The organism is Paenisporosarcina sp. (assembly GCF_049671445.1).
Lineage (GTDB): Bacteria > Bacillota > Bacilli > Bacillales_A > Planococcaceae > Paenisporosarcina.
Map to the genome: position 1 here is coordinate 1 of NZ_JBATUX010000124.1, position 23,875 is coordinate 23,875.

Annotated in this window: 28 protein-coding genes, 1 pseudogene and 1 riboswitch; of the genes and pseudogenes, 21 read left to right on the forward strand and 8 right to left on the reverse strand. The window is 37.7% G+C overall.

Going from position 1 to position 23,875, the window contains the following annotated elements:
* The 12 genes from WBG45_RS15780 to WBG45_RS15835 form a co-directional block, all read left to right on the forward strand.
* The coding region (locus WBG45_RS15780) for a hypothetical protein (protein WP_424416064.1) at positions 1-134 on the forward strand (134 nt) is incomplete at its 5' end.
* A 1,453-nt stretch (positions 135-1,587) separates the two neighbouring features.
* Positions 1,588-2,448 (forward strand): DUF72 domain-containing protein, encoded by an 861-nt coding sequence (locus WBG45_RS15785; RefSeq protein ID WP_424416040.1) that lies wholly within the window; start codon positions 1,588-1,590, stop codon positions 2,446-2,448.
* Positions 2,448-3,272, forward strand: a complete 825-nt coding sequence (locus WBG45_RS15790; protein ID WP_424416041.1) for a sulfite exporter TauE/SafE family protein — start codon at positions 2,448-2,450, stop codon at positions 3,270-3,272. Before WBG45_RS15785 ends, WBG45_RS15790 begins: the two co-directional genes overlap by 1 nt.
* Before the next feature lie 12 nt (positions 3,273-3,284).
* Complete coding sequence (locus WBG45_RS15795; protein WP_424416042.1) at positions 3,285-4,649, forward strand: bifunctional metallophosphatase/5'-nucleotidase; 1,365 nt, start codon at positions 3,285-3,287, stop codon at positions 4,647-4,649.
* A 47-nt stretch (positions 4,650-4,696) separates the two neighbouring features.
* Complete coding sequence (gene yunB, locus WBG45_RS15800; RefSeq protein ID WP_424416043.1) at positions 4,697-5,467, forward strand: sporulation protein YunB; 771 nt, start codon at positions 4,697-4,699, stop codon at positions 5,465-5,467.
* A 50-nt stretch (positions 5,468-5,517) separates the two neighbouring features.
* Positions 5,518-5,705, forward strand: a riboswitch (Lysine riboswitch).
* Positions 5,706-5,845: 140 nt separating this feature from the next.
* On the forward strand, positions 5,846-7,402 hold the full coding sequence (locus tag WBG45_RS15805) for a Na+/H+ antiporter NhaC family protein (protein WP_424416044.1): 1,557 nt from the start codon (positions 5,846-5,848) through the stop codon (positions 7,400-7,402).
* Between the two features lie 211 nt (positions 7,403-7,613).
* The gene (locus WBG45_RS15810; protein ID WP_424416045.1) at positions 7,614-9,146 is read left to right on the forward strand and encodes a sodium-dependent transporter; all 1,533 of its coding nucleotides are present in this window, start codon (positions 7,614-7,616) and stop codon (positions 9,144-9,146) included.
* A 12-nt stretch (positions 9,147-9,158) separates the two neighbouring features.
* Complete coding sequence (locus tag WBG45_RS15815; protein WP_424416046.1) at positions 9,159-9,269, forward strand: methionine/alanine import family NSS transporter small subunit; 111 nt, start codon at positions 9,159-9,161, stop codon at positions 9,267-9,269.
* Between the two features lie 124 nt (positions 9,270-9,393).
* Complete coding sequence (gene lipA, locus WBG45_RS15820; protein ID WP_424416047.1) at positions 9,394-10,332, forward strand: lipoyl synthase; 939 nt, start codon at positions 9,394-9,396, stop codon at positions 10,330-10,332.
* Positions 10,333-10,346: 14 nt separating this feature from the next.
* Positions 10,347-10,700, forward strand: coding sequence for a YutD family protein (locus WBG45_RS15825; protein ID WP_424416048.1), 354 nt, complete (start codon positions 10,347-10,349; stop codon positions 10,698-10,700).
* A gap of 103 nt (positions 10,701-10,803) precedes the next feature.
* Positions 10,804-11,256 (forward strand): DUF86 domain-containing protein, encoded by a 453-nt coding sequence (locus tag WBG45_RS15830; protein ID WP_424416049.1) that lies wholly within the window; start codon positions 10,804-10,806, stop codon positions 11,254-11,256.
* Complete coding sequence (locus WBG45_RS15835; RefSeq protein ID WP_424416050.1) at positions 11,253-12,014, forward strand: TIGR01457 family HAD-type hydrolase; 762 nt, start codon at positions 11,253-11,255, stop codon at positions 12,012-12,014. Before WBG45_RS15830 ends, WBG45_RS15835 begins: the two co-directional genes overlap by 4 nt.
* Before the next feature lie 306 nt (positions 12,015-12,320).
* Here WBG45_RS15835 and WBG45_RS15840 read toward each other — a convergent pair whose 3' ends face one another.
* Complete coding sequence (locus WBG45_RS15840) at positions 12,321-12,557, reverse strand: YuzB family protein (RefSeq protein WP_424416065.1); 237 nt, start codon at positions 12,555-12,557, stop codon at positions 12,321-12,323.
* 141 nt (positions 12,558-12,698) lie between these two features.
* Between WBG45_RS15840 and WBG45_RS15845 the strand changes: the two genes are divergently transcribed.
* Entirely contained in the window at positions 12,699-13,766 is a 1,068-nt protein-coding gene (locus tag WBG45_RS15845; RefSeq protein ID WP_424416051.1) for an NAD(P)/FAD-dependent oxidoreductase, read from the forward strand.
* A 51-nt stretch (positions 13,767-13,817) separates the two neighbouring features.
* Here WBG45_RS15845 and WBG45_RS15850 read toward each other — a convergent pair whose 3' ends face one another.
* Entirely contained in the window at positions 13,818-14,150 is a 333-nt protein-coding gene (locus WBG45_RS15850; protein WP_424416052.1) for a YuzD family protein, read from the reverse strand.
* 84 nt (positions 14,151-14,234) lie between these two features.
* On the opposite strand from WBG45_RS15850, the gene WBG45_RS15855 reads away from it, so the two are divergent.
* The 6 genes from WBG45_RS15855 (at position 14,235) to WBG45_RS15880 (ending at position 18,004) form a co-directional block, all read left to right on the forward strand.
* Positions 14,235-14,468: a NifU family protein gene (locus WBG45_RS15855; RefSeq protein WP_111439447.1), complete on the forward strand. Its 234-nt coding sequence runs from the start codon at positions 14,235-14,237 to the stop codon at positions 14,466-14,468.
* A 289-nt stretch (positions 14,469-14,757) separates the two neighbouring features.
* Positions 14,758-15,120 (forward strand): HesB/IscA family protein, encoded by a 363-nt coding sequence (locus WBG45_RS15860; protein WP_424416053.1) that lies wholly within the window; start codon positions 14,758-14,760, stop codon positions 15,118-15,120.
* Between the two features lie 215 nt (positions 15,121-15,335).
* Positions 15,336-16,550, forward strand: a complete 1,215-nt coding sequence (locus tag WBG45_RS15865) for an NAD(P)/FAD-dependent oxidoreductase (RefSeq protein WP_424416066.1) — start codon at positions 15,336-15,338, stop codon at positions 16,548-16,550.
* A gap of 133 nt (positions 16,551-16,683) precedes the next feature.
* Positions 16,684-17,175, forward strand: coding sequence for an NUDIX domain-containing protein (locus WBG45_RS15870; protein ID WP_424416054.1), 492 nt, complete (start codon positions 16,684-16,686; stop codon positions 17,173-17,175).
* Between the two features lie 142 nt (positions 17,176-17,317).
* A complete protein-coding gene (locus WBG45_RS15875) occupies positions 17,318-17,443 on the forward strand; it encodes a YuiA family protein (RefSeq protein ID WP_424416055.1) in 126 nt (41 codons plus the stop codon).
* Between the two features lie 231 nt (positions 17,444-17,674).
* Positions 17,675-18,004, forward strand: a complete 330-nt coding sequence (locus WBG45_RS15880; protein WP_424416056.1) for a YuiB family protein — start codon at positions 17,675-17,677, stop codon at positions 18,002-18,004.
* A gap of 589 nt (positions 18,005-18,593) precedes the next feature.
* Here the strand turns inward: WBG45_RS15880 and WBG45_RS15885 are convergent.
* Positions 18,594-19,070, reverse strand: coding sequence for a divergent PAP2 family protein (locus WBG45_RS15885; protein WP_424416057.1), 477 nt, complete (start codon positions 19,068-19,070; stop codon positions 18,594-18,596).
* Positions 19,071-19,241: 171 nt separating this feature from the next.
* Here WBG45_RS15885 and WBG45_RS15890 point away from each other — a divergent pair, with 171 nt between their 5' ends.
* The gene (locus WBG45_RS15890; protein ID WP_424416058.1) at positions 19,242-20,750 is read left to right on the forward strand and encodes a leucyl aminopeptidase; all 1,509 of its coding nucleotides are present in this window, start codon (positions 19,242-19,244) and stop codon (positions 20,748-20,750) included.
* Positions 20,751-20,871: 121 nt separating this feature from the next.
* Entirely contained in the window at positions 20,872-21,126 is a 255-nt protein-coding gene (locus WBG45_RS15895) for a hypothetical protein (protein WP_424416059.1), read from the forward strand.
* A gap of 52 nt (positions 21,127-21,178) precedes the next feature.
* On the opposite strand, the gene mnhG is transcribed toward WBG45_RS15895, so the two are convergent.
* From mnhG to WBG45_RS15920, 5 genes and pseudogenes are all read right to left on the reverse strand, one after another.
* A complete protein-coding gene (mnhG, locus tag WBG45_RS15900) occupies positions 21,179-21,550 on the reverse strand; it encodes a monovalent cation/H(+) antiporter subunit G (RefSeq protein ID WP_424416060.1) in 372 nt (123 codons plus the stop codon).
* Positions 21,531-21,815: a Na(+)/H(+) antiporter subunit F1 gene (locus WBG45_RS15905; RefSeq protein WP_424416061.1), complete on the reverse strand. Its 285-nt coding sequence runs from the start codon at positions 21,813-21,815 to the stop codon at positions 21,531-21,533. Before WBG45_RS15905 ends, mnhG begins: the two co-directional genes overlap by 20 nt.
* Complete coding sequence (locus WBG45_RS15910; protein ID WP_424416062.1) at positions 21,815-22,291, reverse strand: Na+/H+ antiporter subunit E; 477 nt, start codon at positions 22,289-22,291, stop codon at positions 21,815-21,817. The genes WBG45_RS15905 and WBG45_RS15910 overlap by 1 nt, the downstream gene beginning before the upstream one ends.
* Position 22,292: 1 nt before the next feature.
* Positions 22,293-23,777, reverse strand: coding sequence for a Na+/H+ antiporter subunit D (locus tag WBG45_RS15915; protein WP_424416063.1), 1,485 nt, complete (start codon positions 23,775-23,777; stop codon positions 22,293-22,295).
* Positions 23,770-23,875: pseudogene (locus tag WBG45_RS15920) on the reverse strand (Na(+)/H(+) antiporter subunit C); the annotation flags it as partial. The pseudogene WBG45_RS15920 and the gene WBG45_RS15915, both read right to left, overlap by 8 nt.

Sequence of the window (23,875 nt, forward strand, 5' to 3'; positions counted from 1 at the left end):
GTATTTCTGAGCAAGAAGCAACAGAAATGATCGTAATGGGCTTCATTGAACCATTTACAAAAGAATTACCTATGGAATATGCAGTTGAAATGAACCGTTTGATTAAGTTCGAAATGGAAGGTTCAATCGGATAATTCATATCGTTAATAAACCTCGCCATTGGGCGAGGTTTATTTTTTTCGGGGAAATAGATGGTGAAGATTCCGTAAAGCGAGTATACGTCCAACACGACTTGGTGGTTGGTTTTCTATTCCAGATGATAAACTTTCACTTTAATTAAGTCATATTTCTATCAAGCTATGTCTCATAGCTAGTGAACTTGGTTAGTGAGACGATGAATGAGTGTTATATTCGTCTGTGTAAAATTTATCGCTCAATTTGAGCAGTTTATCGCTCAAACTGGAGATTTGTCGCTCAAACACGTTTCGTTACCTAGTTAACTTATTGAAACAAATCTAGTGCTTCACTAAAATCAAAGAATTTCCTTGATGCGATTTAATGTAATGGCTCCTATCTGGGACTATTTAATACTGTTATTTCCGCTACGCTGCTGAAAGAAAAAGCTTGTTAATAGATGGGTTAAACTGTTCTAAATTTAAATTGCTGAAAACGTTCCTCTCGATGTCTGAATATCTTATTATCAACAAATTACCATCTGAAAACAGTTTATCACACAGGTTTCCGGTGAGTTTTGGAAAGCACTAGGCTGCCTTTACCTAAATAATAAGTTAAGAGGTGGATGTGACGATGTCACATCCACCTCTTACTATTATAGGTAATCTTGCAGCCCAGTTGCTTTCGTCGCTCCCCTACAACCTTCGGGCAAATTGTTTGTTGATTTTTGTTTACTAGAGAATCGTCACTTTCTTCACCCAACCAAGTAGCCGAAGATACTATTTCGGCTACTACCGTACTTCTTTATTTTAGAGAGTTCTTTCATTAAAAATACCTCAAGAGTGAGAGGGGTGATTATAGCCACAATTTGAGGAGCAATTGTGGGTGTGTATGCTTTTGTTTATTTTTCCTTTAATGTGATTGTCACGTTTAGTGAAAGTGTTAACAAAAATAAATCAAGATGAAAGAGGCCGGAATTTCATCTTCGGCCGAATATCTACATAAAGAAAGCATCGATTCTTTAGTAAACCAAAGCATCTTAACTATGTGCGTCTAGGTTGTAAGGGAGCGAAGGACGAGTTTCCGCCGCAAGATGATCTGAAAGAAGAGAGATGGGCAAGTGACATAGTCACAAGCCCATCTCATTATTCTCTAGAACAAGGTGCAGCAGATGAAGCGGCCGAAGCGACTTGGAAACCTATTTACATCAATAGGCATCAGTGCTCCTACCTTTCTTTAACGAGTCCCGTGAGAGTGGGAGTGTTGATGAGAGGCAATTGTGCCTTGCCCCTTTATTCCTCCAACAAGGGCAACAGACGATGTGTCCGAAGCGACCTGAAAAACCTATCTGCATCCAAGTAGGTTTTGATTCGAATCATCAGGATATTAAATTATAAGAAACGCTAAACGTCGAAGCGTGAAGCACTATTTCTTATATGTTATGATAATGACACAAATGGAGCGTGATGATGGATGATTCATGTTGGTTTAACGGGATGGGGGGACCATCCAGATGTCTATAGCACAGAATCCAAAAGTAGTGAAAAATTAATAGATTACAGTGCTCATTTTCCGGTAGTGGAACTGGATGCAGCATTTTATGCGGTTCAGCCAGAACGTAATATGCTTAAGTGGATTCAAGAGACACCAGACACTTTTCGTTTTGTAGTAAAAGCCTATCAAGGAATTACTGGACATCTCCGTGGCGAATCGCCTTTTGATTCAACAGATGAAATGTTTACACGATATAAAGACTCATTAATCCCTCTAGTGGAGGCTAATAAACTAAGTATGGTGCTCGTCCAATTTCCTCCATGGTTTGATTGTCAAAAAAAACATGTAGACTACATATATGAAGTGCGCGATCGACTTCAAGGATTACCACTTGCTATCGAGTTCCGTCATCAGTCTTGGTACTATCCAGAGTTTAAGCAAAAAACACTTGATTACTTAACGAACAATCATTGGATTCATTCAGTATGTGATGAACCACAAGCTGGAGAAGGCAGCATCCCTCTAGTTGCCGTCTCAACTAATAAAGACCATGTTTTGGTTAGACTCCATGGGCGTAATGTTCACGGGTGGAAAAATCCAGGGAATGACCAAAAATGGAGAGAAGTTCGCTATTTGTATGATTACAATATGGCGGAGTTACGACAAATTGCAACCATCGTAAAATCGTTAGAACAACAAGCAAAACAAGTTACGGTGTTATTTAACAATAACTCTGGAGGACATGCGGCAAATAACGCTAAACAATTTATGCGATTATTTGACTTACGCTATCAAGGGTTAGCACCAAAGCAATTAGATATGTTTGAAGGAGAATGGTAATGGAGTATTTATTATTAGCACTTGTTGGGCTGTTTTCAGGCATAGTAGGTGCATTAGTTGGCCTTGGTGGTGGCGTTATTTTAGTGCCAGGAACTCTCTTTTTAGGGGGGACATTAGGGTTGATTCCAGGAATTACTCCACAAAATGTTGTGGGACTCTCCGTTATCATGATGATTTTTACAGGCTTAGCATCCACTTTAACATACATGAAAGCAAAGACAATTGATTATCGTAGTGGTCTCATATTCTTTGCTGGAAGTATACCTGGAACTATTTTAGGAGCATGGGTGAACAAAGGATTAGACTTACCCTCATTTAATCTATATTTTGGAATATTATTAATTATAATCTCTACACTATTAATGGTTCGTAAGTATTTAAAACCAGTTGAATGGTTTGTGAAGAATGGAACGACTAAAACATTCACAGATGCACAGGGACAGCACTATGTGTATGGCTATCCTTTATGGTTTGCACTTTTCATTACATTTGGTGTTGGATTTGCCTCAGGCTTATTTGGTATCGGCGGAGGATCAATAATTGTACCAGTGATGATTCTATTGTTTTTATTCCCACCTCACGTAGCAGTGGGTACTTCCATGTTTATGGTGTTTTTATCAGCTTTAATCAATTCAGCTAGCCATATTTCTTTAGGAAATGTGCCTTGGTTATATACAATTCCCGTCATACCCGCTGCTTTTATTGGAGCGAAAATTGGAGCAGCATTAAATCAACGAATTAAATCAGAAACTTTAGTATTTGCTTTACGTATAATCTTACTATTACTCGGTATTCGTTCGATTGTGGCGGGACTGATGGGTTAAGGAGGTGGCCGAATGATTGAAACCATTCATTTTTACCATACAAATGATTTACATAGCCATTTTCAACATTGGCCACGAATTCATGAACTCGTGACAACTCGAAAAAAATGGCATCTTGAAGAAGGCGAATCGAGTTTTACTTTAGATATTGGTGACCATATTGATCGTTCACATATCTATACTGAAGGCACGTTAGGTAAAGGAAATGTCGACCTGTTAAATAAAGCACTTTATGATGTCGTGACCATTGGTAATAACGAAGGGATCACTCTTGCACATAAAGAGTTAGCAGAACTGTACCATCAAGCACAGTTTGATGTAGTCGTCGGAAATTTGGAGGAGCTTAATGGAGAGACTCCCAGTTGGTTAATTCCTACAACAATTTTAACGACTGTACATGGCACGAAAATTGGTGTAACAGCGCTTACTGCTGAATATACGATGTCCTATAAACAATTAGGGTGGCAAGTAACCAATGCATTTGAAGCTTTAAATAAACAAATAATCGAATTGAAAAAGCAAGTAGATATCGTCATATGTATGTCTCATTTAGGAATTCATGTCGATGAGGAAATGGCTAACCAATTTCCGGATATTGATATTATTTTTGGTGCACATACACATCACATATTACATGAAGGAAAAGTAGTTAATAATTCTCTTTTAGCAGCCGCAGGTAAGTATGGCTTTTATGTTGGGCATGTAACCATTGACTTCGATCTGAAAGAAAAAATAATAGTGAAAAAACAGGCACTTCTTTATGATACGAATGAATTGAAAGAGTGTTCACAAGAAGATGAATTTATGACGCAACTTGCAAAAATAGGTACTGATAATTTAATGGGCACCGCTTTTCATCAACCGAACCTACTTCCAAAAGAGTGGTTCAAAGAGTCGGCCTTATCTACTTATTTTGGAGAGGCATTAACAACGTTTTGCCAAGCGGATTGTGCATTATTTAATGCCGGATTGTTTTTATCAGATTTAAATGAAGGATCAGTTACGTATTTTGATATTCATAAAATGATGCCGCATCCAATTAATCCGTGTGTCATAGAACTAACTGGGCAACAGTTGAAAGACATTTATTTACTGTCATTAAATGAAAGTTGGCCGAATTTAGAGTTAAAAGGATTAGGATTCCGTGGGGCAGTTATGGGGAAAATGATTACTCATCAGTTTAACGTGGTCAATGATGAATTATTCGTTCAAGATAAGCAGATAACCCCTACGGACATAGTGCGATTAGCGACACTTGATATGTTTACGTTTGGTTTCTTTTATCCACTATTTAAAGACGTGCCAAAAACTTACTTTATGCCAGAATTTATTCGAGATGTTATCATTGAATATGGTCAAAAACACCAAGCTTTATAGGAATAAATGAAACCTCCTTGTCGTAAAATGACATAGGAGGCTTTTTCGTGCGATTACGTAAAGTAAATAAAAAGACCATTTATTGGAAAAGTAAAAACATCATTCCTCTGTTATTTGTTTTTGTTGTCATTTCAGTTGCCTTAATGTTCTATATCGTAAATGTCCGCTTAACCCCCATTTATTTAGAATACGCAGAGGTTCAGTCAAATAAAATAGCCTCATTAGTTGTAAGTAAAGCTATTAATTCTCGTACGGCAGATGTTATGGATGTAAATGATATTATTGAGGAAATACCTACCGATCAAGCAAATAGAGTGACGACCAAATTTAATACTGAAATTATCAATCGTGTTCAAGCTGACACCATAAAATTAGTGCAAACCCATTTGGAGCAAGCAGAAGAAGGTAATTTAGACAATCTACCTTACCTAGATGATATTGAGTATGATCCAAATGCTATGGAAGATAACGGGGGGATTGTATTCTTTGTTCCGCTTGGTCAAGCCACAAATATCCCACTCCTTGGAAATCTGGGTCCAAAAATTCCAATTCGCTTTCATGTTATTGGAAGTGTACAGTCAGACATTGTGTATGGTTTTCGTGAGTTTGGCATTAATAATGCAATGGTAGAAGTAAGTATAGTACTTAAAGTGAATGTTCAAGTAATCGTGCCACTTGCAACTAAAACGACAACAATTCAACAAAAAATCCCTGTTGCTCTTGGCGTAATCTCAGGTCCAGTGCCTCAAATTTATACGAAAGGCGAAGGTGGAACTCAACCTTCAATTGAGGTACCGATTCAACCCCCACCAGAATAAACCATTGCAAAGAGACCTATTTATTGGTAGGCTTATAAATGAAATTAATATCGATGGGTAGAGGCCGCATTACTTATTAGTAACATACGCGAGGATGACAACGAAGACCGTATGTAAAAAGGAAGTTTTGCCGAAGTAAAATGATTGTGTCGCACAGCATTTTATTGGGGTTATTCTAAATAGGAATAACACTGTCATTTACATGCGAAATGCATCTAAATGGTGAGCTACAGATCGTGGGTAGGATACTTCAATTTGTCTATTCGCAACTTGTATAAGCTGGCTTCCGTAACATTCTTATGAATGTAATAGAAGCTAGCTTTTTTGTATGCTTACTCGTATTCTGTGACCACCCCCATAAGGAGGAGGAACATCATTATGTCAGGTACAATATTTTCAATTTTACCCCCAATCATTGCGATTGTAATGGTTCTTATCACACGTCGAGTATTGCTCTCTCTTGGCGCAGGAATCGTTTTGGGCGCATTATTAATACACTCGTTTGCGCCAGTGGATTCACTCGCTACTTTGTGGAAGTCGTTCCAAGTGACATTTTGGGACGGAGGATTAAATACGTATAACGTATTTATCATTCTATTTTTATTTTTGCTTGGAATCATTACAGCTTTCGTTAGCTTATCTGGGGGTAGTCGAGCATTTGCCGAGTGGGCAGTAAAACATATTAAAACTCGCCGAGGAGCTAAGTTATTGACTGCTTTTCTTGGTGTAATTATCTTTATCGATGATTATTTTAATGCTTTAGCTGTTGGCCAAATTGCACGACCAATTACAGACCATCACCGCATATCACGAGCGAAACTAGCTTATTTTATTGACTCAACTTCAGCTCCTGTATGTGTCGTTTCACCAGTTTCAAGTTGGGGAGCTTACTTGATTGGATTAATTGGGACTATATTAGCCACACAATCAGTTATCACATACTCACCTTTAACTGCATTTGTTATGATGGCACCTATGAATTTTTATGTGATTGCAGCTCTTGCTATGGTGTTTTTCGTGGCACTGACAGATTTTGATTTACTGGAAATGAAAAAACATGAACGAAGAGCAATTGAAACAGGGGAAGTATTCGATCCAACAAAAGATATTCCTGGACAGTTAAAAGAAGATTTCCCAGTTCATAGTCATGGTAAAGTAAGAGACTTAGTGCTTCCAATCGTTACCCTTGTTATCGCAACAATCAGTGCGATGGTATGGACAGGTTATCAAAATGCAGGTGCCTTAGATATTTGGGCTATTTTTGAAAATACCGATGTACCTAAATCTTTATTGATTGGTGGTAGTGCAGGTGCTGCTGTATCGATAGTGCTTTATCTACTACAATTCGGAAAAAATGAAAAAGCAAATAGCGCATATCTAGGTAAAGGAATTTGGAGTGGTATACAATCCATGTTACCAGCCGTATTGATTTTAGTATTTGCTTGGTCATTAACGTTCATTATTGGCCTGCTTGAAACAGGAGAATATTTAGCAAAAGTTGTAACTGAAGCAAATATTCCTCTTGGGTTGTTGCCGGTTATTTTATTCATATTAGCAGGTGGTATGGCATTTGCTACCGGAACGTCATGGGGTTCTTTCGGTATATTATTACCGATCGCGGGGACCATTATGATTAATGCAGATCCCACCATGTTACTTCCAGCATTAGCAGCAGTATTAGCAGGATCAGTATTTGGCGATCACTGTTCACCAATTTCAGATACAACCATTTTATCTTCTACAGGTGCAGGCAGTAACCATATTGATCACGTAACTACACAATTACCGTATGCGTTAATATGTGCGGGCATTGCAGCGGTAGGGTATTTGGTCCTAGGATTAACAGGATCCGTTTGGTTATCATTTGGTCTGGTAATTATTATTCTAGCAATACTATTCTTTGTTTTATCAAAGAGCGTGAAAGAAAGTAGTTAAGTAAAAATAAAATTACGAAAGACTTTCAGAGCAAGGGTTTGAACCCCTTGCTCTTTTTTTTATAAGTAATAATTATTTTTTTCGAAAAACAGCTTTACAAGTTAATTCACTATAGTATACTGTTTTTAAGATTAGTAAATAATCTGAAAATAAACAAGCTTCCAAATATTGCAATAGTACTTTGGTAAGCGAAATAAAAGGGGGAAAAAACATGGAACAACGTTCTCAATGGGGATCACGCGCTGGCTTTATTTTGGCGGCAGTTGGTTCCGCGGTAGGCCTTGGTAACATCTGGCGTTTTCCGTACGTAGCTTATGAAAATGGTGGAGGAGCTTTCTTTATCCCGTACTTATTCGCTCTTTTAACTGCAGGTATTCCTATTCTTATTTTAGAATTCACCATGGGACATAAGTATCGTGGGTCAGCGCCTCTATCATTCTTCCGAATGGGTGGAAAAAAAGCAGAATGGCTTGGCTGGTGGGCAATCTTCGTATCCTTCGTCATTTCTACATACTATGCCGTCATCATTGCTTGGGCGATGAAATACACAGTCTACTCAGTCGACCAAGCATGGGGAGATGACACTGGTGGTTTCTTGTTCGGTACAGTGTTAAAACTAGGTGATGTCCCTGGTGAAGCTGGCGGATTAGTACCAGGAGTTGCAATTCCTTTACTACTTGTTTGGGTAATTGCTTTCATTATTTTGTTCGCGGGTGTTAAAAAAGGAATTGAACTTGCAAATAAGATCTTTATTCCAACACTTGTAGTTATTTTCTTACTAGTAGTTATCCGAGCGGTAACGCTTGATGGAGCTGCAGTTGGTTTAAATGCATTCTTTGAACCTAACTTCTCTCAATTAGGTGATCCTAAAGTTTGGGTTGCGGCTTATGGGCATATCTTCTTCAGTTTATCAATTGCATTTGCAATTATGATTACGTATTCAAGTTATCTACCAAAAAAATCAGATATTACGAACAACGCATTTATCACTGGCTTTGCTAACTCTGCTTTTGAGTTACTAGCAGGTATTGGAGTATTCGCTGCTCTTGGTTTCATGGCAGTACAACAAGGAGTGGAAGTAAAAGATGTTGCTTCTGCTGGTGTTGGATTAGCATTTGTCGTCTTCCCACAGATAATTAGTGAATTCCCAGGAATGAATGGTCTGTTTGGCGTATTATTCTTCTTGTCACTAGTCTTAGCAGGATTAACATCTTTAATCTCAATTTGTGAAACTTATGTTGCTGGGTTCTCTGAGAAGTTCGGAATTTCTCGTAATAAAGCGGTTGCATTTGGTGTAGGCGCTGCAGCTTTAATTTCGTTCTTATTTGCAACAAATGGTGGATTATACTTCCTAGACGTTGCAGATTATTTCATCAACCAATTTGGTATCGCAGCAATCGGTTTAATTGAAGTAGTTGCTATTGCTTGGTTCTTTAAAAAGCTTCCTATTTTTGAAGATCATGCGAATGCAGTATCTGATATTCGATTAGGTGCATGGTGGAAGATTTGTTTGAAATTCGTAACTCCTTTAGTGTTAGGTTACATGATGTTCGGATTATTGAAACTTAACTTATTAAAACAGTTCGAAACTGAATCAGGTAACTATGAAGGGTATTCAAATACATTCATTCTTTATGCCGGTTGGTTTGTGGCTGCTGGTGTTATCATTTTAGGGTTTGTAATGTCAGCTTTAAAATGGAACAAAAATACGGATGTTGATGCTTATCAACATGATGGTGAATAAGGGGGACTTCAAATGTCAGTAAGTGCAATCGTTATGATGATTATTGGTGTCGTCATTATTTGGGGCGGTCTTGCAGCAAGTATTGTCTATGCTGTAGGTAAAGCTAAACAAGCACGACTATAAGATAAAAAGCGTCTCTCTTGCAGAGGCGCTTTTCTCTGTTTAGCACGTCTGAGGAGGTTGTTAGACGTGGTCGAATATGGTACATTGTCATCAGTGAGTAAATTGCCTACATAGTCTGAAAAGAATGAGGTGGACAAGCATGACAACGAAACAAACACATATTAGAAAACCGGCTTGGTTAAAGATTAAGTTAAATACGAATGATAATTACAAGGGTCTTAAAAAAATAATGCGTGAAAACAATCTAAATACGGTTTGTGAAGAAGCAAAATGTCCGAATATTCATGAATGTTGGGGAACAAGACGTACAGCAACATTTATGATTTTAGGCGCAATTTGTACAAGAGCATGTCGTTTTTGTGCAGTTAAAACTGGATTGCCGAATGAGCTTGATTTAGGTGAACCAGAGCGCGTTGCTGACTCTGTAGTGTTAATGAATCTGAAACATGTTGTTGTTACAGCTGTTGCTCGTGACGATTTAAAAGATGGCGGTGCAGCAGTGTTTGCTGAAACAGTACGTGCAATTCGTCGTAAAAACCCATTTACAACAATAGAAGTACTTCCTTCAGATATGGGTGGAATCGAAGAAAACATTAAAATGTTAATGGATGCAAAGCCCGATATATTAAATCATAATATAGAAACAGTTCGTCGCTTAACGCCAAGAGTTAGAGCTCGTGCAAAGTATGATCGATCACTTGAGCTTTTACGCCGCTCTAAAGAATTGCAACCAGAAATTCCAACAAAATCATCATTAATGGTTGGACTTGGGGAAACAAAAGAAGAAATCATTGAAGTTATGGATGATTTGCGCGCTAACAACGTAGATATTATGACAATTGGACAATACTTACAGCCTTCGAAAAAACATTTAGTGGTTCAAAAATATTACTCTCCACTAGAGTTTGGAGAACTGCGTAAAATTGCGATGTCAAAAGGTTTCAACCATTGTGAAGCAGGTCCATTAGTACGTAGTAGTTACCATGCAGATGAGCAAGTGAATGCAGCTGCAAAAGAAAAACAGCGTCTTGGGGATGAGCAATTAGCTCTTACAACTAGTTGATGGAGAGTGAATTAATGATTACAATCGATCGCTGGGATTATGAGATACTTACTGATTACCGTGAAGCGTTAAAAGAAGAAGTTGTTCAAGAACGTTACAGTGAAATCTTGAATAAGTATGATTACATTCTTGGAGACTGGGGTTATGGACAACTTCGCTTAAAAGGGTTCTTTGATGATAAAAATCAAAAAGCAACATACGATACAAAAGTCAGTACATTACAAGATTATTTATATGAATATTGTAATTTTGGTTGTGCCTATTTTATATTAAAAAAAATCGGTCCAGCTAAGCCTGTTGAAATTCCAAATGAAACCATCGAAATTCCAGAAGAAGAAAACCTTGATTCAGATGTTCAAACATCTTAATCAAGGTTTTTCCTTTGTGCAGAAGCCATTCATCTTTAATCAATTATGTTAGTATAGAAGAATAATGACTAGTAATATTAAACCCATAAAGTGAGGGATACGTATGTATTTTGTTGATAGAAAGAAAATTAGTTTCACTTTGACTTACATGAAATCAATTATTGGTTTGATTGAAACAACACCAAATATGACTTCAAGTGACCTTGAAAAACTTGCTCTTGAGCGTATTGCACAAAATATTATCGAATCAATGATTGATGTTGGAAATTCAATGATTGATGGCTTCATCATGCGCGACCCAGGAAGCTATGACGATATCATTGATATTTTAACTGATGAAAAAGTAATTACCGCTGAAATGGATTCTCCATTAAAAGATGTGTTAGCTCTTCGCAAAATGCTGGTCCGCGATTTCATGAGTGTAAATCATCAACAAATAGCTAATGTCTTGCAAAGTAATTTAGAGGTATTAAAAAAATTCCCTGAAAATGTTGAACACTACTTAACTCATGAACTAGGACCGGTTTCAGCATTCTTACCCGAGGAACAAGGATGAAAACATACAAAGCGTATTGTATTGATTTAGATGGTACAGTCTATCGTGGAAATGAACCTATCTTAGAAACTGTTCAATTTGTTCACCATTTGCAACAACGAGGAATTGAACCTTTTTTTGTGACAAATAATGCTTCTCAGACTCCTGATCAAGTGAAGGAGAAACTAAATGGATTAGGAATAGATGCTAAGCGAAGTCACATCATGACGTCAGCTTTGGCTGCTGCTAAGTACATTGTGAAGAATTATCCGAACGTTGCAGTATCTATGATAGGCGAGAGAGGATTAAGAGAAGCCCTTCTTGAAAACGGAGTGAAAATAGTTGAATCGTCACAAGATGTATTTGTAATGGGTATTGATCGAAATATTAGTTACGAAAAACTTGCACAAGCGTGTTTGGATATTAGAAAAGGTGCCGTCTTTATTTCAACGAATAGTGATCGAGCATTTCCAAATGAAAGAGGATTAATGCCTGGCAATGGTGCATTTACAGCTCTAGTTCAAACATCAACAGGAGTTGACCCTATATTTATTGGAAAACCACAAGGATTGATGCTCGAGATTATTCAACTTGAACATCAATTTGCAAAAGAAGATATGGTGATGATTGGAGACAATTATGATACCGATATTTTGGCGGGGATTCATTTTGGAATTGATACCATCCATGTAAACACAGGCGTAACATCAACAGAGGAAGTCTTAACAAAATCAATTTTTCCAACTGTGACGCTTGAGAATTTACTAGAAGGTATATAAAAAGGAGCTGTCTAATAAGTCCCTAATATAAATTAAGTGGAGTAAAATGAGTCTTTTTCCTATATTAACATTCGAACATTTTAATCAGTTATAATTGTCTGTTTTGCACATGAACTTATGGTTGATTGGAGTGAAAGGCGGGCGACTCCGGCGGGAATAGCGTGAGCTGAAGACCCCGCAAGCGAGCTTGCTCGCGGAGGAGGCTGAGGCCATGCCCGCGGAAAGCGTCCGTATGGAACGGAATCGTAATATAAAAAAGGAACTGCCTTAGTCATATTTTATGACTTTTAGGACAGCTCCTCACATTTAAAACATTGGATTTTCATCTATATACTCATAAATCTTCTTCGTCAGTTCATCTGGAGAATCGGCTTGCACAACATCACCATTTACAACTGCAAAATAGGATTCCGCACATTTAGTACAATAACTCAAACAACCATATTCTAGAACGTCTAAGTTTGGATCGCGTTCCAGTGCTTCAAATGTCTTTTGTGATCCATTTGCCAAATTACTGACACAAAATTCTACCATAGGATTCACGTTATTCACCTCGCTACATCGCCATGCTACTCTTTTTTTTTTAGTTCGTCAATTCGTGTGACTTATTGTGAAACTTCTCACAATGATTTATACTAACTACGTAGAGAAAGACTGTATATAAAATGCTCAAGGGAGATTTTTATGAAAAATTTAGTATTACTAGGTGGCGGATACGGGAACATGCGAGTGTTGCTTCGTTTACTGCCAAATAATTTACCAGATGATGTACAAATTACTTTAGTTGATCGCACACCTTTCCATAGTTTAAAAACAGAGTTCTACGCATTAGCTGCAGGAACTGTTCCTGACCAAGAAGTTCGTGTATCTTATCCAGAACATGAACGATTAAAAATGGTATTCGGCGAAGTTCTTGAAATTAACCGTGAGGATAAAGTGGTAGTGCTTTCTGATGAAACACGTATTCCTTATGATGACGTTGTTATCGGATTAGGCTGTGAAGACAAATATCACGATGTTCCAGGTGCAGATGAATTTACTTATAGCATACAAACTATTGGACGTTCGCGTGAAACCTTCAACAAATTGTGTGGTTTGCCATCAGGATCAATTGTAGGAATCGTTGGAGCTGGGTTAAGTGGAATTGAACTTGCGAGTGAATTGCGCGAGTCACGTCCTGATTTAGGTATCAAATTGTTTGACCGCAGCCCCCGTATATTACGTGATTTTCCTGAACGCTTAAGTAATTTCGTGAAAAAGTGGTTTGATAAACACAACGTAGAAGTGGTAAGTAATTCAAACATTACAAAAGTAGAGCCAAAAGTATTGCACAACCATGAAGAGACAATTGCTGTAGACGCTGTAGTATGGACAGCTGGTATTCAACCAGTGGCGCCAGTTCGAAATATTGATACTGAGAAGGATTCAATTGGCCGTGTTGTACTGTCTCAGTACCACAATTTACCTGAAGACGAACATGTTTATGTTGTCGGGGATTGTGCTGCATTACCTTATGCACCAAGTGCGCAAGTAGCTGAAGAACAAGCAGAACAAATTGTTCATGTGTTACAAGCACGTTGGAAAGACAAAGAACTTCCTGAAAAAATGCCTGAAATCAAGTTAAAAGGATTCTTAGGTTCTCTAGGGAAGAAGCAAGGATTTGCATACTTAGCAGACCGAACAGTTACAGGTCGAATCGCTAGATTAATGAAATCTGGTGTATTGTGGATGTACAAGTGGCACAACGGTTGATGAATAGAAGAAGACCTAGAAGTAAACCATAACTTCTAGGTCTTCTTTTTCTTATGCTGGGTTACTAGTAAAACCATTTTTCTCAAGTTCTGCGAAAACGGGATTAAGTTGAATGTTTCCTTCTCCCACCACTTCGCCTTCTATCATGACGAGCGGGTAAAAGAATTCGTCATCTAATACTCGATTTGCGATATCTTGTTGCCGTTCATTATCAATTGGCTGTTGGATATCAATATAAGTTATTTTATATGGTTGATTCGGGTATTTACGATCGATAGCTGCTTGCAACCATTCATAGGTATCCTTAGAGGTAGGTGCATTCACACAACTAGCGCAGGCAATTTCAGCTCCGAAAATTTCTATTGAAAGTGTCTTTTTTTCCATGATTGTTATTCTCCTTTAGTATTAACTGATGGATTTTTTCCTCTTTTCACATTATAATAATTATAAGGAAAGGAGTCGAAACAAATGACTGATACAATGAACGAGCAAGTACAAGAAGTACTAGATAAATTACGCCCATTCTTACTAAGAGATGGTGGAGATTGTGAGCTTGTTGATATCGAAGATGGCATCGTCAAACTTCGTCTTCTTGGCGCATGCGGAAGTTGCCCAAGTTCTACAATTACATTAAAAGCAGGTATTGAACGTGCACTTTTAGAAGAAGTTCCTGGTGTTATTGAAGTAGAACAAGTATTTTAATACGAAAAGCGTAGACGCCCACTCAAGCTCTGGAAGGATGAAAGGCTAATATTTGCCTTACTACCCATAAAGGGGTCGGCGAGATGGACTTCGAAGCTAGACATACCGAAATCTTATTAGAAATATTATCTTTTGAAAACGGAGCCTAAATTGGGCTCCTTTTCTTATTCATGTACTATCTACAATTATAACGAATAATATAAAGAAAAGAATGACTATTTAAAGGTGTAGTTCTTGTATGTAGGGCATCTTAATTGTTATCATAGGAGATAGAAGGAAGGTGTAACGGATGACGCAAATTGTCGAATTATCAGAAGCTGCAGCTTACCAAGTGAAAGAAATGATGGCTCACAATGATGAACAAGGTGCTTTTTTAAGAGTAGCTGTTCACGGTGGAGGGTGTAGTGGATTATCATATGGTATGGGATTTGAACGTGAGAAAAATGAGTCCGATACGATCTTAGAACAACATGGCTTAACGATATTAGTTTCAAGTGAAGATAAAGCGATCATAAATGGTACGGTCATTGACTATAAACAATCTTTGATGGGCGGCGGGTTTACGATTGAAAACCCAAATGCCATAGCATCATGTGGCTGTGGATCTTCATTTACAACAGCAACAAAAAAAGGAACTCCAGAGAATTGTTAAGACCGATACATTTTCGGTCTTTTTTTCTGTAAATTCAAACCTTTTACACTTGACAAGAATATATTGAAATCAACTATTAAAAGGTCTATTATAGAGTATAGTACGTTTTGTCGAAAAAGAGACAAATTCGCTTTAGTCTTTGTGAAGTAGAGATACTTCTTTTTTCTTTGACTAAAGAAAAGCATATAAAACAAACAAAGGTGGTTTCGATCTTGGTGAAAAGACCGACAATATTAGTATTAGGCGCCGGGTATGGCGGTTTAGCAACAGTAGTCAACTTGCAAAAAAACATCGGAATAGACGTTGCAGATATTACTTTAATTAACCAAAATGATTATCACTACGAATCGACTTGGTTACATGAGGCTTCAGCTGGAACACTACGTCCAGATCAAGTACGCTATGATATTGCAGATGTAATTAAAGCAGATAAAGTAAAATTTGTGAAAGCATCTGTTGAAGGCATCGACATTGCTGGTAAACAAGTAACAACTAATAACGGTGTATTTTCTTATGATTACTTAGTTATCGGTCTTGGATTCGAAGGCGAAACTTTCGGTATTCCTGGTCTAGACAAGTACGCTTTATCGATTGCAAATGTTAAAGCAGCTCGTCAAATCCGTGAGCATATCGAATATCAATTCGCTACATGGTCAATGGAAGAAGTGAAAGACGATAGCCGTTTAACAATCGTTGTGGGTGGTGCTGGATTTACAGGAATTGAGTTCCTTGGTGAACTTGGTAACCGTGTTCCTGAACTTTGTAAAGAGTTTGATGTACCTCAAGAAAAAGTACGTGTTCTATGTGTTGAAGCTGCTCCAATGGTATTGCCAGGATTCGATCCAGAATTGGTTGAATACGCAGTGGGTCACTTACAAGCTAAAGGAATCGAATTCTCAATTGGAACTCCAGTTGTTGAAGCGACTCCAGAGGGCGTAAAAATTAAAAAAGGTGAAGACGTGTTTGAATTTGTCAAAGCTGGTACAGTTGTATGGGCTGCAGGCGTTCGCGGAAACCGTTTAATCGAACAAACAGGCATTGAAAATATGCGTGCTCGTGTTAAAGTTGAAAAAGATATGCGTGCTCCTGGTCACAATGATGTATTTATCGTTGGTGACTGTGCTTTATTGATTAATGAAGAAGTAAACCGTCCTTACCCACCAACAGCACAAATTGCTATGCAACAAGGTGTAACAGTGGCGAAAAACTTAATTGCTTTAATTAAAGGCGAAGAAACTGAAGAATTCGTACCTGACTTAAAAGGTAGCGTTTGTTCACTAGGTGAAAACGACGCAATTGGTGTTGTTTTCGGTAAAAAAGTTACTGGTGCTAAAGCTTCATTTATGAAGAAAATGGTAGATAACCGTGCTCTATATATGTTGGGTGGTCCATCACTAGTAGTGAAAAAAGGTAAATTCAACGTTCTATAATAAATTGTATTTAATCTCCCATCTGGAAATTTCAGGTGGGAGTTTTTTGATTCTATTAAGAAAACAGTATAATACCCAATTGTTATTCTAATTAAATGCAAGTTTTGTGTATGAAGGAAGGAAGATGGATTTCATGGCATTAGTAAAAAGAAGTAACGTCTGGCTAGGAGTAGCTGGCTTAGTAATAAATCATCATGGTGAGTGGTTAGTTGTAAGAAAACGATATGGTGGTCTTAAAGGGAAATGGTCATTTCCCGCTGGATTTGTTGAACAAGATGAAACAGTCGATCAAGCAGTCGTTCGTGAAGTTCAAGAAGAAACAGGAATTGAAACAATCGTTCAAGGACTGATTGGTTTTCGAACAGGTGTGATTCGACAAGAGGTTAGTGACAACATGGCGATTTTTATTTGTCGTATGACTCATGATGAGCAAGTGCTTATACCTCAATTAACAGAAGTGTATGAAGCAACTTGGATGTGCCCCGTTTCTTTAAGGCAAGATCCCAATGTTTCGGTTATGATTCTTGAAATGGCTCAAAAGACATTAGGTCATGGTCTTCAAGTAATTGAAGGAATTAATCCAGGGGATATCTTTGGCTATTCAAGCTATAAATTGTATTTATAAAAGACCTCGGAAACATGAGATAAATAAAGATAATTAGAGTAAAAGCCTAATGTATTCGTTTACATTGTTCTTTTTCTCAGTTTACAGAAAATTTCGTGTATGTTATATTATCTGAAAATTAAGAATAAAAAGGAGCGGTTACATGACAACTTATAAACAAGATGTTAAAACTAATCAATGCCCATATTGCAAAGGAAACGGATACTTTCAATTACGCCTAGGCGGTTCAGAAACTTGCACATGCTGTGCAGGGTCAGGGAGAAAGTAAAGTTTAGCAAATGTTCTCTTCGGGTTAATAACCGAGGAGATTTTTTTGTTTTCATACATAAAATAGCCGAAAAAGTTATAAGGAATATTTTAGTCTGAAGTCTTATTTCGAGCTTAAGTGGAATTTTTGTTTTTCGTAATTGTTACATATCATTGAACAACGCACATCTACATTGAAAGGAACTTACCAATCATGTAAACTGTTGAAAGGAAGCATGGAGGGAAGAATTCAATGGACGGGAATTTTACACTTGTAACAGTGATGTTATCAGTATTAATATTTTTAGTAATGTTTTTTGGGATCGGCTTTTTACTTAATATGTTACTTCGCATGACTTGGTTAATGGCAATTGTCTATCCGATCGTGGTCATTTTAATTATTGATGAAGTTGATTTCTTTGATTATTTCACAACACCTATTATGGCATTTCAAGCACTTGGAGATAAATTAATGTCACTACATTTTGCAGATGTTTTAGTGTTATCAAGTGGTTTGGTTGGTGCAATCATTGCGGGAATCGTTATTAAAATGTTGCGTAAAAATGGATATCAAATGTTTTAATAAAAAGTTCTTAAAACTATACTGTTGTTTAAAACACATTTGCGCCAGTCGCAAATGTGTTTTTTTGGTCTTTTCTATAGTAACAGTGTTTTAAAACATCTTTTAATGATCAGTTTAATAGGGTGTTGCTTACTGACAATTTGTGCTAGGGGCACGATTCACCAAGTATGAAAGACAACATATTTAAACGCATTCTACAGTAAAAGAGGGCTGTCTAATAAATCCCCTGCATTTATACATTGTAACCAATTATAATTGTCTGTTTTAAACATGATGAACTTAAGGATGATTGGAGTGGAAGACTGCGGGAAAACATCTGCTCCTGCGGTTACTCGTCGCAAAGATATCGGCCGAATGACAGTTCGCCCGATATCTTTCCAGCGGGAATAGCATGAGCTGAAGACCCCACAGGCGAGCTTGCTCGACGAGGAGGCTGAAGCCATGCCCGCGGAAAGCGTCCGTCTGTTTCTGCATCGCTTCGCTAGCTTCGAAACATGAAAGTGCGTTGAAACGGAAATCGACCTCTACTATAAAGAAAAAGGGAACTGCCCTTTGTCATATATTATGACTTTTAGGATAGCTCCTCTTTTTAGAAGAAAAATACATAGATGATAATCGAAATAAAAATTCCTGTTAACGCACCCATAAAGACTTCACTTGGTTTATGTCCAAGAAGTGTTTTAAGTTCTTCAATTTTTTCTTCATTTTTCTTATGAGCCCAGCCTTTTGATTGATTCACGAATAATTGAAAGTCAACGCGCATCTGATTTATCATAATTGCCTGTTGGCCAGCTTGGAATCGAACGCCTGATGCATCAAACATAACAATAATTGAAAAGATTGCAGATACAGCGAATAGTGGGGAACCAAGTCCCGTCTCAAAAGCAATGGCTGTTGTAAGAGCTGTAACGGCAGTGGAGTGTGAACTCGGCATGCCACCTGTAGAAGTGAAAAGCTTCCAATCAATTTTCCTCGTTACTAGATATGCTATTGGAATTTTCACGAACTGAGCAAATAAAATTCCAAATAATGCAGCAAGGAGTGGAATATTAGTTAAAATGTCCATAAAGCTGTCCACCCTTTCTTGTTAGGAAATTTTTTAGCATTCTACCATTATATTGAGTATAACATAGCCATCCTCCTTAAAAATCACAGCCGCCCTGAATTTAGATAATTCGAAAAGCGTAAGAATTTCGTATATAATAGGATACGAATGTATATAGATGGAGGGGTTTTTGTGAACATAGCAGTAGCAGAAGTTAATTTTAACGAAATTCAAGCAGAAGTTTTAGTAGTAGGTACTTTTAAACACCCAGAGAACACATCAAATTGGTCAGAGTTTGTTTCATTTTATGGTTCATCTTTAGACAAGTGGTTAAAAACAGGAGATGTATCTACTGATCGCAAGAAACTGACGAAATTACCTACACTACAAGAAGGTAAACTACACCGTGTTATCTTCGTGGGTCTTGGTGATCGGAAGTCATTAACTCAAGACGATTTGCGAAGCATTTTTGGAATAGTAGGAAAAGAGCTTATGGCTTCGAAAACGACGAATGTTTCTATTTGGTTGGACTCATTCACGAATGAAGAAATTGAAATTGATGATGCATCATATCTTGCAGCTGAAGGAATTAGCATGGGCTTGTATAAAGTTCCGAATTACAAAACATCTTCAAACGCAACAGATACGTATCTTGATAATGTAGAGCTACTTACTAATTCTGATAATCAAGAAATTCTAGCTTACTTCGAAGTAGGGCAAGTGTACGGAGAATCAGTGAATGAAGCACGTTCATTAGTTAATATGCCTTCTAACGTATTAACAGCTACAAAAATGGCTGAATACGCAAAAGAACTGGCTGAGACGTATGATTTTGAATATGAAGAATTAGGAAAAGCACAAATGGAAGAGCTAGGTATGGGAGCAATTTTAGCAGTCAATCAAGGATCGACAGAAGAGCCGAGATTAATTGTTATGAAATATCGTGCTAATGACGATTGGAATGATGTTGTAGGCTTAGTAGGTAAAGGTGTCACTTATGACACTGGTGGCTATTCAATCAAGCCTAAAGACGGTTTAGTGGGTATGAAGGGTGATATGGGAGGTGCAGCTGCAGTTTTAGGTGCAATGCGCATTATTGGTGAAACGCAACCAAACAAAAATGTCATGGCAGTTATTGCATCAACTGATAATATGATTTCTGGCAATGCTTTTAAACCGGATGACGTTATTACTTCTTTAAGTGGTAAAACCATTGAAATCCTCAATACCGATGCAGAAGGTCGACTTGTCTTAGCTGATGCTGTAACTTATGCAAAACAACAAGGTGCGAACTACATTGTAGATGTAGCAACATTAACGGGTGGTGTAATTATAGCCTTAGGCAAGGATAAAACCGGAGCTTTAACGAACAATGAAACATTCTTTGAAACGTTCTTAGAAGCTTCCGTGGAAACAGGCGAGTTTGTTTGGCGTTTACCTTTAACTGAAAGTGATAAAAAACGAATTCGTAAGAGTGATGTCGCTGATTTAAATAACTCTCCGGGTCGCGATGGTCATATGATTTTCGGCGGAGGCTTTGTTGGTGAATTTGTTGACAATACTCCTTGGATTCATTTAGATATAGCCGGTACTTCGGATGCAAGTGCTGCTCATGATTTGGGTCCAAAGGGTGGGACAGGTGCAATGGTCCGTTCTCTAGCAACACTAATTGAAAGAATGAGCTTAGAAGAAACCGAATAATAAGCAAGAATTGAAACTCCCTTCTAATGAGGTTTTGAAGGAGAGACCGAGAACAATAGGCAATCCGCATATGTCATCCCTCCTTTTTTTCATACGTTATGGAAGAGAGGAGGAGAGACTAATGGTCAATCGATTTCATGGAAGAGGTTTTGGAGGAGGCTTTGGAAGAGGATTTGGGAGAGGATTTGGAGGGCTCGGCTTTTTTGGAGGTCCTTTTTTAGGTGGTTTAACAGGTAGTTTACTAGGGTCAGCTTTATATGGAGGTTATGGAGGTTATGGCGGTTATAGAGGTTATCAACCGTATCCATATCCTTATTATCCTTATTATCAGTATCCATATTACGGAAGTTATCCATATGGTGGTTATTCATACTGAGGCATTAAAAAAACACTTTTGCTCCACCAAAACGGTGAAGAGCAAAAGTGTTTTATTTTTGTTTAACTAGTTTTTTTCTTTCTGCTATTACGGGAGCGAGTTCATCTTTAACAGATTGATCCCACATCTTCACTCCTGTTAAGTAGGCGGAACGGCCAATCACGTGACCGCCAACAGGTCCTGTAATAAATAGAAATACAATCCCAAGAATAATACGAGTGTTAACAATCCCTTCGATTAACCAAAAATGAAGAAACACACCAAGTAAGATAAACATAACCCCAAGAGTGGCGCTTTTAGACGCTGCATGTGTTCGACAATAAATATCTGGTAAACGGATTAAACCGATTGCCGTTACAAGTATGAAAATAACACCGAAGCTGACAGTTGCACCAATGAGAATATTAGCTAAGATCGTTGTCACGTTGGATTATCTCTCCTTTCTCTAAAAACTTAGAGAACGATACAGTGCCAATAAACGCAAGTATTGCAAGTAGCAAAATAATATCTAAGAAAAAGCTTGTGTCAGATAAAATAGAGATTAAACCAATCATTGCAATGAGTGCCACACCTAATGAATCAAGCGCAACTACACGGTCAGGAACAGAAGGTCCAATAATTAACCTGTAGATAAAGGCAGCCATGGATAGGCTTACGAGGATCACCATGACCCAAAAGAATATCATCATCAGCGGCTCACCTCCTGAATAGCTTTCTCAAATGTATTTTTAATTGAATCGATTGCTTCATCAGCATCGCCATAATGTAAAGCGTGAATGTATAACGTTTTTGAATCCTCCGATATATCAATTACGAGTGTTCCTGGTGTTAATGTGATGAGATTCGATAACAAGGTAATTTCCCAATCCTTTTCAAGGACAGTCGGTAGAGCAAAAATGGCTGGCTTGATTGGCATCTTTGGTTGAACAATCAATAGTAACACTTGAATATTAGCCATGATTAGCTCTTTAAAGAACAATAGAATCAATTTAATAACCGCCCACACACGAGTCAAATAGAAACGTCCAGGGAAAAATCCTTTCGTGATCCATAACATCCCCGCGCCTATTAAAAACCCTACGATAAAAGTAGGAGCGTTAAAGGATACGGTCAAGAACATCCAAAGAAAAGCGATGAAAAAGTTTAGCATGATTTGAAATGCCATGTTACGCACCTCCTAGAACGGCTTGAATATATTGTGAAGGATTTATCATTACATCCGCCGCATCACTCATATAAGGTACAAGCCATTCGGATCCAACGCCATAAAGGACACTAATTCCAACTAAAATAACTGCCGGAGTAAATAAACCACGATAATGAGGTTTAGTTAAGGGCGTTATTTCAACTGGTTCTCCCCAGAAAGCATAGATGAAAATACGCATGACTGAAAGTAACACAACTAAGCTTGAAGCTAGTATAAACATACTGCCCCATAAATTCTCCGCTTCAAAGCCGCCTTGAACAATCAGTAACTTTCCAACGAATCCACTTAATGGAGGGATACCCGCTAAACCAAATGCAGCAATTAAATAAGTCCATCCAAGCATCGGATAAGATTTGATTAATCCACCCATTTTTCTTAAATCAGATGTACCAGTAATTGCGATTATGATACCAATTAATAAGAACAATGCACCTTTAATCAATATGTCATGAATTAAATAGAATACAGACCCCATTAGTGATGCTTCATTCATTTGAGAAGCACCAAATAAAATAACACCAACTGCAATGATGATGTTGTAAATGATAATTTTCTTAACATCGAAATATGCAAGCGCACCTATACAACCAGCGACAATGGTCAATATGGAAAGGATCATCAACAATTCGTGAGTAAATCCTTGATTAAGCGTGAAAAACAATGTGTATGTACGCATAATGGCATAGACGCCAACTTTAGTTAGTAACGCTCCGAATAAAGCCAATACTGGAATAGGAGGAGCTGCATACGAACTTGGTAACCAGAAGAAAAGGGGGAAAATTGCTCCCTTTAAACCAAATACAAGTAAAAATAATACCGCAATAACTGTGATGATACCAGGCTGTCCAATTTCTGTAATCTTCACTGAAATATCAGCCATGTTAAGTGTGCCAACGACTGAATACAAATAAGCAACAGTAACTACAAATAATGCCGATGAGATAACATTCACTAGAATATATTTGATTGATTCACGTAACTGTACTTTCTCGCCTCCAAGAACAATTAACAAGTAAGAAGACATTAACAATACTTCAAAGAAAACAAACATGTTGAAGATATCACCAGTTGTAAACGCTCCATTTACTCCAGTTAACATAAACAATATCCCTGGATAGTAGAAGAAAGATTCACGTTCCTTACCGATGGAAGAAAAACTGTACCATACAACAAAAATGGCAATTACTGTAGAAGATAGTACAAGTAAAATGGAAAGCATATCAGATACCATCGAGATACCGAATGGTGCTGGCCAACTTCCAAGAGTAATCGCTTGAATACCATCAGCTTTCACTTTAAATAATAAGACTAGAGAGGCGATTAAAGTTGATCCAAGTGCTAATAAAGCGCCAACTCTTTGTGCAAAAACTTTCTTAGGAAACAGCATTAAAACCATGGCAAAGAAAAACGGTAGTAAGATGGGGAACAAAAGCAAATTAGTCATGATCTTCAGTTCCTCTCATTAAATTCATATTATCTGTACCTAGCTCTTGATAAGAGCGATATGCGAGCACTAGGAAAAATGCTGTAACACCAAAGCTA

Bases quoted from the DNA above. Each gene is read 5' to 3' on its own strand.
- WBG45_RS15785 (WP_424416040.1), top strand. From the start codon at position 1,588: ATGATTCATGTTGGTTTAACGGGATGGGGGGACCATCCAGATGTCTAT.
- WBG45_RS15790 (WP_424416041.1), top strand. From the start codon at position 2,448: ATGGAGTATTTATTATTAGCACTTGTTGGGCTGTTTTCAGGCATAGTA.
- WBG45_RS15795 (WP_424416042.1), top strand. From the start codon at position 3,285: ATGATTGAAACCATTCATTTTTACCATACAAATGATTTACATAGCCAT.
- WBG45_RS15805 (WP_424416044.1), top strand. From the start codon at position 5,846: ATGTCAGGTACAATATTTTCAATTTTACCCCCAATCATTGCGATTGTA.
- WBG45_RS15810 (WP_424416045.1), top strand. From the start codon at position 7,614: ATGGAACAACGTTCTCAATGGGGATCACGCGCTGGCTTTATTTTGGCG.
- WBG45_RS15815 (WP_424416046.1), top strand. From the start codon at position 9,159: ATGTCAGTAAGTGCAATCGTTATGATGATTATTGGTGTCGTCATTATT.
- lipA (WP_424416047.1), top strand. From the start codon at position 9,394: ATGAGGTGGACAAGCATGACAACGAAACAAACACATATTAGAAAACCG.
- WBG45_RS15825 (WP_424416048.1), top strand. From the start codon at position 10,347: ATGATTACAATCGATCGCTGGGATTATGAGATACTTACTGATTACCGT.
- WBG45_RS15830 (WP_424416049.1), top strand. From the start codon at position 10,804: ATGTATTTTGTTGATAGAAAGAAAATTAGTTTCACTTTGACTTACATG.
- WBG45_RS15835 (WP_424416050.1), top strand. From the start codon at position 11,253: ATGAAAACATACAAAGCGTATTGTATTGATTTAGATGGTACAGTCTAT.
- WBG45_RS15845 (WP_424416051.1), top strand. From the start codon at position 12,699: ATGAAAAATTTAGTATTACTAGGTGGCGGATACGGGAACATGCGAGTG.
- WBG45_RS15850 (WP_424416052.1), bottom strand. From the start codon at position 14,150: ATGGAAAAAAAGACACTTTCAATAGAAATTTTCGGAGCTGAAATTGCC.
- WBG45_RS15855 (WP_111439447.1), top strand. From the start codon at position 14,235: ATGACTGATACAATGAACGAGCAAGTACAAGAAGTACTAGATAAATTA.
- WBG45_RS15860 (WP_424416053.1), top strand. From the start codon at position 14,758: ATGACGCAAATTGTCGAATTATCAGAAGCTGCAGCTTACCAAGTGAAA.
- WBG45_RS15870 (WP_424416054.1), top strand. From the start codon at position 16,684: ATGGCATTAGTAAAAAGAAGTAACGTCTGGCTAGGAGTAGCTGGCTTA.
- WBG45_RS15875 (WP_424416055.1), top strand. From the start codon at position 17,318: ATGACAACTTATAAACAAGATGTTAAAACTAATCAATGCCCATATTGC.
- WBG45_RS15880 (WP_424416056.1), top strand. From the start codon at position 17,675: ATGGACGGGAATTTTACACTTGTAACAGTGATGTTATCAGTATTAATA.
- WBG45_RS15885 (WP_424416057.1), bottom strand. From the start codon at position 19,070: ATGGACATTTTAACTAATATTCCACTCCTTGCTGCATTATTTGGAATT.
- WBG45_RS15895 (WP_424416059.1), top strand. From the start codon at position 20,872: ATGGTCAATCGATTTCATGGAAGAGGTTTTGGAGGAGGCTTTGGAAGA.
- WBG45_RS15905 (WP_424416061.1), bottom strand. From the start codon at position 21,815: ATGATGATATTCTTTTGGGTCATGGTGATCCTCGTAAGCCTATCCATG.
- WBG45_RS15910 (WP_424416062.1), bottom strand. From the start codon at position 22,291: ATGGCATTTCAAATCATGCTAAACTTTTTCATCGCTTTTCTTTGGATG.
- WBG45_RS15915 (WP_424416063.1), bottom strand. From the start codon at position 23,777: ATGACTAATTTGCTTTTGTTCCCCATCTTACTACCGTTTTTCTTTGCC.